This is a genomic window from Sphaerisporangium corydalis (assembly GCF_025506355.1).
In the GTDB taxonomy this organism is placed as follows: Bacteria; Actinomycetota; Actinomycetes; order Streptosporangiales; family Streptosporangiaceae; genus Sphaerisporangium; species Sphaerisporangium corydalis.
Genome location: NZ_JANZYP010000068.1, coordinates 49,901 through 57,263, shown reverse-complemented (window position 1 = coordinate 57,263; position 7,363 = coordinate 49,901). Strand labels below are relative to the sequence as shown.

At 72.0% G+C, this 7,363-nt stretch carries 7 protein-coding genes; 3 read left to right on the top strand and 4 right to left on the bottom strand.

Annotated elements, in window-relative coordinates:
* Positions 1-1,428: chaperonin GroEL (groL, locus tag NYZ98_RS33970; protein WP_262847935.1), on the top strand; the 1,428-nt coding region annotated here is incomplete at its 5' end.
* A gap of 75 nt (positions 1,429-1,503) precedes the next feature.
* Here groL and NYZ98_RS33965 read toward each other — a convergent pair.
* On the bottom strand, positions 1,504-2,133 hold the full coding sequence (locus NYZ98_RS33965; protein ID WP_262847932.1) for a TetR/AcrR family transcriptional regulator: 630 nt from the start codon (positions 2,131-2,133) through the stop codon (positions 1,504-1,506).
* 77 nt (positions 2,134-2,210) lie between these two features.
* On the opposite strand from NYZ98_RS33965, the gene NYZ98_RS33960 reads away from it, so the two are divergent.
* Positions 2,211-3,887: an FAD-dependent oxidoreductase gene (locus NYZ98_RS33960; protein WP_262847930.1), complete on the top strand. Its 1,677-nt coding sequence runs from the start codon at positions 2,211-2,213 to the stop codon at positions 3,885-3,887.
* A 25-nt stretch (positions 3,888-3,912) separates the two neighbouring features.
* On the opposite strand, the gene NYZ98_RS33955 is transcribed toward NYZ98_RS33960, so the two are convergent.
* From NYZ98_RS33955 to NYZ98_RS33945, 3 genes are read right to left on the bottom strand one after another with little or no spacing between them, the layout of a single operon-like run.
* Positions 3,913-4,575 carry a TetR/AcrR family transcriptional regulator gene (locus NYZ98_RS33955; RefSeq protein WP_262847928.1) on the bottom strand — a complete coding sequence of 221 codons (663 nt, stop codon included), beginning with the start codon at positions 4,573-4,575 and terminating at the stop codon, positions 3,913-3,915.
* A 20-nt stretch (positions 4,576-4,595) separates the two neighbouring features.
* Complete coding sequence (locus NYZ98_RS33950; RefSeq protein WP_262847926.1) at positions 4,596-5,648, bottom strand: hypothetical protein; 1,053 nt, start codon at positions 5,646-5,648, stop codon at positions 4,596-4,598.
* Positions 5,645-5,983 carry a PadR family transcriptional regulator gene (locus tag NYZ98_RS33945; RefSeq protein WP_262847924.1) on the bottom strand — a complete coding sequence of 113 codons (339 nt, stop codon included), beginning with the start codon at positions 5,981-5,983 and terminating at the stop codon, positions 5,645-5,647. The genes NYZ98_RS33950 and NYZ98_RS33945 overlap by 4 nt, the downstream gene beginning before the upstream one ends.
* A gap of 280 nt (positions 5,984-6,263) precedes the next feature.
* On the opposite strand from NYZ98_RS33945, the gene NYZ98_RS33940 reads away from it, so the two are divergent.
* A complete protein-coding gene (locus NYZ98_RS33940; protein ID WP_262847922.1) occupies positions 6,264-7,331 on the top strand; it encodes a hypothetical protein in 1,068 nt (355 codons plus the stop codon).
* The last annotated feature ends 32 nt before the right edge of the window (positions 7,332-7,363 follow it).

Sequence of the window (7,363 nt, the reverse complement as noted above, 5' to 3'; positions counted from 1 at the left end):
GAGAAGATCGGGGCCGAGCTCGTCAAGGAGGTCGCGAAGAAGACCGATGACGTCGCGGGTGACGGCACCACCACCGCGACCGTGCTGGCCCAGGCGCTGGTACGCGAGGGCCTGCGCAACGTGGCCGCCGGCGCCAACCCGATGTCTTTGAAGAAGGGCATCGAGGCCGCCGTCGAGCGCGTCAGCGAGGAGCTCTCGAAGATTGCGAAGGACGTGGAGACCAAGGAGCAGATCGCTTCGACCGCCTCCATCTCCGCCGGCGACACCCAGATCGGCGAGATGATCGCCGAGGCCATGGACAAGGTCGGCAAGGAAGGCGTCATCACGGTCGAGGAGAGCAACGCCTTCGGGCTGGAGCTCGAACTCACCGAGGGCATGCGCTTCGACAAGGGTTACATCTCCGGTTACTTCGTGACCGACCCGGAGCGGATGGAGGCCGTCCTCGACGACGCCTACATCCTGATCGTCAACTCCAAGGTGTCGGCGAACAAGGACCTGCTTCCGCTGCTCGACAAGGTCGTGCAGTCCGGCAAGCCGCTCGTGATCATCGCTGAGGACGTCGAGGGCGAGGCCCTGGCCACCCTGGTCGTCAACAAGATCCGCGGCCTGTTCAAGTCCGTGGCCGTCAAGGCCCCGGGCTTCGGCGACCGCCGCAAGGCCATGCTGGGCGACATCGCCTACCTCACCGGTGGTCAGGTCATCAGCGAGGACGTGGGCCTCAAGCTCGAGACCGCCACGCTCGACCTTCTGGGCCGGGCGCGCCAGGTCATCATCACCAAGGACGAGACGACGATCGTCGACGGTGCCGGTGACCCCGAGCAGATCTCCGGCCGGGTCAACCAGATCCGCGCCGAGATCGAGAACACCGACTCCGACTACGACCGCGAGAAGCTCCAGGAGCGCCTCGCCAAGCTGGCCGGCGGCGTCGCCGTCATCAAGGCCGGCGCGGCGACCGAGGTCGAGCTCAAGGAGCGCAAGCACCGCATCGAGGACGCCGTTCGCAACGCGAAGGCGGCCGTCGAGGAGGGCATCGTCCCCGGCGGTGGTGTGGCTCTGCTGCAGGCGGGCGCCAAGGCGTTCGACAAGCTGGAGCTCTTCGGCGACGAGGCCACCGGTGCCGCGATCGTGCGCAAGGCGCTCGAGGAGCCGCTGAAGCAGATCGCCGTGAACGCCGGCCTCGAAGGCGGCGTCGTGGTCGAGCGTGTTCGCAACCTCGAACTGGGCGTCGGCCTCAACGCCGCGACCGGCGAGTACGTCAACATGCTCGAGGCGGGGATCATCGACCCCGCCAAGGTGACGCGTTCGGCTCTGCAGAACGCCGCGTCCATCGCGGCCCTGTTCCTCACGACCGAGGCGGTCATCGCCGAGAAGCCCGAGAAGAACCCTGCCGCTCCCGCCATGCCCGGCGGCGGCGACATGGACTTCTGAGCCTCCGGCTCGCGAGTCACCGAAAGGGTCATCCCCGGATCCACCGGGGGTGGCCCTTTGGCGTTCCCGTAGGGCTCACAGGGCCGTCAGGGCGAGTTCCAGGGCGGCGAAGGAGCGGTCCAGCAGGGCCATGTGGTCCTGGACGAGGCCGGCGCCGCTCTCGCCGGCCAGGATCCTGCGTGCGGTGATGACGTAGGCCGTGCGGTAGACCGTCACGATCATGGCCGCCGCCATCCGGGCCCCCGGGTCCCCGGGGCCGGTCCCCTTCGCCTCCGCCAGCAGCTCGGCCAGCCGGTCCTCCATCTCCTGCACCCATTCCCTGGCCCGCGCCTGGAGCGCCGGCGAGTCCAGGATGACCTGCCAGAAGATCTCGTAGCCGTCGCCGATCCCGCCCAGCGGGTGACCGTCCCGCAGCAGGTCCAGGAAGAGCCGGCGCAGCGCCGCCAGCGGCTCCTCGCCCTCGCGCCGCCCGCGTACGGCCTGGGTGACCAGCTCGACGGCCTCGGGGATCCGGTCGAGGAACAGGTCCTCCTTGCGCGGAAAGTAGTTGAACACCGTCTTGGTCGACACGTTCGCCGCCTCGGCCACGTCGGCCACCGTGACGTTGTCGAACCCGCGCAGCATGAACAGCCCCGAGGCCACGTCGGAGATCAGCTGCCGGGTCTGCCGCTTCTTCCGTTCGCGCAACCCGAGTTCGGTGCTCACGAGAGCACTATACAGTTGGTAGAAAAGTACTGTTAGAGTAACTTTTTATCGAGGGTAGATTTCAACGGGAGGACGACATGTCGTACGACGCTGACGTGGTGGTGGCCGGGGGCGGCCCCGTGGGCCTGATGCTGGCCTGTGAGCTGGCGATCCACGGGGTCTCGGTCGTGGTGCTGGAACGCCTGACCGAGATCGACCCCACCATCAAGGCCGGGGCGCTGACCACGCCCAGCGTGGAGGCGCTGTACCGGCGCGGTCTGCTGCCCGCGCTGGAGGAGGCCCAGAAGCTCAACCTGGAGCAGTTCGCCGCCTTCATGCGCCAGCGCCAGGGCGCCGCCTCGGCGCCCGGGGCGGCGGAGGGTCCCTCGGGGCGGGAGGGGTCCCAGGGGGCTCCGGCGGGGCCGCCCAAGGCGCCGAAGACGCCGCCGAGGTTCGCCGGGCACTTCGCCGGGATCATGCTGAGCGGCGATCGGCTGGACGCGGCCGACCCCGACCTCACCGGCCACGGCCCGGCCGACGCGATCGGCCTGGTCAGCCAGCAGCAGGTCGAGACCATGCTCGCCGAGCGCGCCGGGAAGCTTGGTGTCGAGGTGCGCCGGGGGGTCGAGGTCACCGGCCTCGACGCCGACGCCGACGGGGTCACCGTCACCACCAGTGAGGGGATGGTCCGCGGCCGGTGGCTGGCCGGCTGCGACGGGGGCCGGAGCGTGGTCAGGAAGCTGACCGGCTTCGAGTTCCCCGGCACCGAGCCGGAGATCACCGCCTACCAGGCCATCGCCGAGATGGAGGGCTCGCAGGACCTGCTCCCGGGGTGGCGGGCCACCCCCACCGGCGTGTACGCGCACGGCCCGGTGCCCGGCCGGATCCTCACCGTGCGGTTCACCGGCCCGCGCGCCGACCGCGACACCCCCGTCTCCAACGACGAGCTGCAGGAGTCCATCCGGTACGTCACGGGCGTCGACGTGACCGTCACCGGGATCAGGAGCGCCACCCGGTTCACCGACAACGCCCGCCAAGCTGCCACCTACCGGATCGGCCGCGTGCTGCTGGCCGGGGACGCCGCGCACGTCCACTCGCCCTTCGGCGGGCAGGGCCTGAACCTCGGCATCGGGGACGCCGTGAACCTCGGCTGGAAGCTCGCCGCCACCGTGCGCGGCTGGGCGCCCGAGGGGCTGCTGGACACCTACACCACCGAGCGGCACCCGATCGGCGCCTGGGTGCTCGACTGGACCCGTGCCCAGATCGCGCTGATGCGCCCGGACCCGCGCGCGCGTGCGCTCCGGAGCGTGGTCAACGATCTGATCGAGACCGTCACCGGCACCACGTACTTCGCCAAGAGGATCTCCGGCGTCTGGCAGCGTTACGAGCTCGGCGGCGGGCACCCGCTGACCGGCGCCAGCGTGCCGGACCTGGAGCTCGCCGACGGGTCCAAGCTGGCCGAGCACCTCCAGGACGGCCTGGCCGTCCTGCTCGACCCGGCCGGCGCGGCACGCGAGGTGGCCGCCGGGTACGAGGACCGCCTCAAGACGCTCACGCTCGGCTGCCCGGACCGGCCGGAGCTGTCGGGCCTGTTCGTCAGGCCCGACGGATTCATCGCCTGGGCCGCCGGCGGGACCCTGGGCGACGGCGACATCCTGGACGGCGGCGAGGCCCAGGACGGTACGGGCGGCACGGGCGTTCCGGGCGCGGCCGGTGAGGTCGATCTCGGGTCGCTGGAGAAGGCCCTGCTCACCTGGCTCGGCAGCCCCGCGTAGGGGATCCGGCCGCGCTGAGCGAGGCTCAGCGGGAGGCGGAGGGGGGTGGCCGGCGGGTGCCGTAGCCGCCGATGCCCCCCTCCAGCATGCCGAACGCGAGCTCGGCCTGGACGCGCAGGTCGGCGGCGATCCGGTCCAGGGGCTCGCCCGCCATCTTGCGGCGCACCGCGTGGTCCGTCAGCCGGCGGGTGACCGCGCAGATCTGGGCGGCGACCAGCCAGGGGGTCATGTCGTCCGGGTCGGCGTCCGCGTCCTCCGCAAGGGTCCGCGCCAGGAGCTCCTCCCGGCGCTCGGCCATCTCGCGCACCCTGGCGACCAGCGACGGGCTCTCGTTGATCAGGCGGGTGAAGACGTCCACGCCCTCGTTGAGCCCGATGCGCCAGTGCCGCTCGTCGAGGGCGTCGAGGAAGTCGCGCCGCAGGGCGGCGACGACCGACTCGCCCGGCCGCCGTTCCCGGACGACCTGGCTCGGCAGGTCCTCCACGACGTCCATCCGGTCGAGGAACAGATCTTCCTTGGTCTTGAAGTAGTTGAAGACCGTGTTGACCGAGACGTCCGCCGCCCTGGCGACCTCGGCGACGGTCACGCTCTCGAAACCGCGGATCATGAACAGGCCCATGGCCACGTCGGCGATGCGCAGCCGCGTCTCCCGCTTCTTGCGCTCGCGCAGGCCGACCGGTTCTCTCATGGCCTCGATCCTAGGCCGGGTCAGCGCGGTCCCTCCTCGGCCAGGGGTGCCCGCGCGGGCATCGCCCGCACGGCCAGCACGGCCAGGGTGACACCGCAGAGCACGAGCGCGATGATCTGGCCGGCGTTCACGGCCGCGACGGTCTGGGTGGCCGGGTCGGCGCCGCGCGGGTCCAGCCGGAGGATCCGGGCGAGCGCCACGGGCACGGTCAGGATCGCCAGTGCCATCGGCAGGGCGAAGGTCCGCTCCCGCCGGCGGAGGCAGGCCACGCCCGCGGCGAGGAGCGCGAGGCAGGCCAGCCCCGGCTCGTCCAGCCACGGCCAGACCCACGACCAGGCCCGGGGGTCGGCGACCGGCCCCGCCGACCAGACGCCGAGCAGGGTCAGCAGCCCGTAGAGCAGGACGCCCGTGGCGGCGGGGAGCGCGGCCACCCAGGCGGGGTGGCGTGTGCGCGGCGCGTCGCGGTGGAACCCGGCCGCCAGCGCCAGCACGGGGACCGCGAGCAGGACGCCCTGGAGGACCAGGCCGGACAGGGCCGCGTCCCGGTCGGTGGCGACCTGCCCAAGGACGCCGGCGCAGGTCGCGGCGAGAGCGAGCGGGACCAGGGCCTTCGCCGCGCGGAGCCGGCCACGGACGAGCGCGGCGAAGGCGGCGAGCCACAGCAGGTTCGCGAACCCCTGGGCGATGTCCCAGAGCCGGCCCGCCGACCCGCCGGGCCCGAGGTCGGCCTGCCCGGCGGACGGCGGGCCGAACAGGCCGTACCGGTCCAGGAAGGCGCCGAACCAGACGCAGCCCAGGGTCGCGGAGAAGCCCAGCCCGAGCACGGCCACCAGGCGGACCGCGTCGCCCCAGGCGAGGAACCTCGGGGCCGCCCCCGTGCCGCCCAGGCGCACCCGCACCGACAGGGCGGCCACGCTGGCGATCTCCGACCAGCGCGGGCGGGGAGCGTCCTCGTCCGACAGGTCCGCCGATCCTTCGAGGAAGGCGCTGACCATCTCCTCCTCCCGCCCGGCGCGGTAGGAGGCGGGCAACAGCCGGAGCACGTGGCGGTAACGGTCCTCCAGGAGACTCATGCCGTGCCCTCCGCGTGCCGGTCGCGCAGCCGGTCGCGCGCGCTTCTGACGTTCTCGGCCAGCCGGGCCGCTTCTGCGTCCAGGGCGCGCACGCCGTGCTCGGTGAGCCGGTAGTAGCGGCGCAGCCGCCCTTGCAGCACCTCTTCGCGGTCGAGGGAGACCAGTTCGTCGGCGGCCAGCCGGTCGAGCACGCCGTACAGGGTGCCGACCTTCAGCCGCATCCGGCCCTCCGACAGCTTCTCGACCTCCTGGACGATGCCGTACCCGTGCCGGGGCCGGTCGACCAGTGCCGTGAGCACGAGGAACGCGGGCTCCGTCATCGCTCGGGAACTCATACACGCCAGGATATATCGGAAAGCAGGATATCGGGTCGTCCAGACGGTGAGAGTGTCGCCGGCGGCGGGCGGGGCCGGTGTCCGTGGCGGCCGGGCCGGCGTTCGTGGCGGGCGGGGCCGGCGTCCGTGGTGGGTGCGGCTGAAAGTTTCAGCGTCCGTGCCAGGTCGGGTGCGCGCCGGTCACCGGGTCCTTGTCGCGGTCCCCCCGCCGATCCAGTGTCTAGTACGACCGGGCCGTCGGGGCCGTGCCGGCGCGGCGACAAGGGAGAGGCCTTTTCACATGCGCGCAAGTGCGAGACGTGCGATTTCGGTGCTGGCGGCCGCGTCCATGGCCCTCGCCGGGGGCCTGGTCGTCCCGCCGCCCTCGACGGCGGACGGCCCCGGCAGGGCCGGCGCGCACCGGCCGCACCCCGATCCGGTCAACGGGTTCTCCGCGCGCGGCCCGTGGAACACCAGGTTGCCGAGGAACGTGCCGCTCGCGCCCAACTCGCAGGCCATCGTGGACAACATCAAGCTCGACAAGGTGAACAACTACGGTTCGTGGGCGGTCAACACCGACACCTACTCGACGCCCATCTACCAGGTCGGCCGCCGGACGCCGACCCAGCGGTGGAGTTTCTCCGACTGCCTGAACATGCCGGAACTGGGACCGGTGATCGCCGGCAGTCTCGCCGCGGTCCCCACGCCGCCCGACATGCTGGCCTCCCAGGGGACCGACGCCTCGGTCACGATCTACCAGCCGTCCACCGACACCTACTGGGACTTCTGGCGCGCCGAGAAGGACGCCGCCGGGCACTGGTCCGCCTGCTGGGGCGGGAAGATCGAGCACTACTCGAAGAACCCGGGGATCTTCGACAACCCGCTGGGCGCTACCGCCACCGGCCTGCCCTTCGGGGCGTTCACCATCCGGATCGAGGAACTGCGGCGGGGCCGCATCGACCACGCGCTCAACATCGTCACGGTCCGCACCCGGGCCGGATGCACCTCATGGCCGGCCACCCGCAACGACGGCTTCGCCGAGGGCGAGGACATCCCGTGCGAGGGCCAGCGGTTCCGGCTCGATCCCGCTTTCGACGTCCGCACCCTGACGAGCCCGGCCGCCCGCACGATCGCCCGCGCGATGCAGGAGTACGGGCTGATCATGACCGACAAGGGGGGCGCGCTGGTCACCTACGCCGAGGACCCCCGGCCGTACATGGCCGCCCACGGCGGCGCAGACCCCTACACCGCGCTCTTCGACCCCGACGACGTGGTGCCGGACGGCTCGGAGAAGTACGTGGTCCTCTCGGAGATCCCGGTGGAGCGGCTCCAGGCGCTTCCCCTCGACTACGGGCGCCCCGCCCACTGACGGCACGGCCCGGTCCGCGGCCGGTTCCGGCG

Excerpts from the sequence above, each read along its gene's own strand:
- NYZ98_RS33945 (WP_262847924.1), bottom strand. The coding sequence starts at position 5,983 with ATGAGTTCCCGAGCGATGACGGAGCCCGCGTTCCTCGTGCTCACGGCA.
- NYZ98_RS33950 (WP_262847926.1), bottom strand. The coding sequence starts at position 5,648 with ATGAGTCTCCTGGAGGACCGTTACCGCCACGTGCTCCGGCTGTTGCCC.
- NYZ98_RS33940 (WP_262847922.1), top strand. The coding sequence starts at position 6,264 with ATGCGCGCAAGTGCGAGACGTGCGATTTCGGTGCTGGCGGCCGCGTCC.
- NYZ98_RS33955 (WP_262847928.1), bottom strand. The coding sequence starts at position 4,575 with ATGAGAGAACCGGTCGGCCTGCGCGAGCGCAAGAAGCGGGAGACGCGG.
- NYZ98_RS33960 (WP_262847930.1), top strand. The coding sequence starts at position 2,211 with ATGTCGTACGACGCTGACGTGGTGGTGGCCGGGGGCGGCCCCGTGGGC.